This window comes from Plesiomonas sp. (genome assembly GCF_051650925.1).
Taxonomy (GTDB): Bacteria; Pseudomonadota; Gammaproteobacteria; order Enterobacterales; family CAMTGL01; genus Plesiomonas.
This window is the reverse complement of record NZ_JBOFRH010000110.1, coordinates 1-1,105: the sequence shown is the minus strand read 5'-3', so window position 1 is coordinate 1,105 and position 1,105 is coordinate 1. Positions and strand designations below refer to the sequence as shown.

General features: G+C 50.3%; 1 protein-coding gene. It reads left to right on the top strand.

The genetic code is table 11. The features are described from left to right. Nucleotides 1-120 precede the first annotated feature (120 nt). A partial coding sequence (apbC, locus tag ACRC27_RS02385; protein WP_438639111.1) for an iron-sulfur cluster carrier protein ApbC occupies nucleotides 121-1,105 on the top strand: 985 nt, incomplete at its 3' end.

Genomic DNA, 1,105 nt, shown 5'->3' with positions numbered 1-1,105 from the left:
CCGCATCATTCTGTTGGTCGCTACCCACAGCCTGTAATCAGTGGGGTTGATTTGCGAATCAAATTCCCCCAACCTTGAGTGATACAGAGCAGCACTTCCATAATAAAAGGAGTAGTCGGAGTGAGCCTTAAGTCTCTTTTCGGCGTTGAGTCGGATATCAGCGCTAAAATAGTGCCGATTTTAGATACATTTACCCATGCAACCTTATTGCAACCTTTAAGCCAGTTGCAGGCACTAAAACAAGCCAGTATCAAGCGTGATGAACTCACATTACGGCTTAGTATGCCTTTTGCGTGGGCATCGGGGTTTGATGCTTTAAAAGCGGTTGCAGAAGCACCGATTTTGGCGGCAACAGGGGCAAAACAGATCCGTTGGATTATCGAATACAACGTTGCCACACTCAAACGTGCTAATACCCAGCCGGGCGTGAAAGGTGTCAAAAACATCATCGCAGTGACATCAGGTAAAGGGGGCGTAGGCAAATCGAGCACAGCAGTGAATCTGGCATTGGCGTTGGCTGCTGAAGGTGGAAAAGTGGGTATTTTAGATGCCGACATTTACGGCCCGTCTGTACCGATGATGCTCGGTACAGAAGATCAGCGTCCCACCTCACCGGATGGGCAACATATGGTACCTGTCAGTGCGCACGGTATTGCTACCAACTCAATCGGTTATCTGGTTGAGGCCGACAGCGCCACTATCTGGCGTGGCCCGATGGCCAGCCGTGCACTGGGGCAGTTGTTAAATGAAACATGGTGGCCTGATCTTGATTATCTGGTCATTGATATGCCGCCGGGTACGGGTGATATTCAGCTCACCCTTTCACAGCAAACGCCGGTGACTTGTGCGGTTGTGGTCACAACGCCACAAGATGTTGCGCTGTTAGATGCCGCCAAAGGGATCGCCATGTTTGAGAAAGTGAATGTGCCTGTGGTGGGTATCGTAGAGAACATGAGCATGCACATCTGCAGTGAATGCGGTCATCATGAAGCTATTTTTGGCACCGGTGGTGCTGCACGGTTAGCTGAAAAGTATGGTGCTGAATTGCTGGCACAACTACCACTGCATATCCGGTTGCGTGAAGACCTTGATCGCGGTGAGCCAA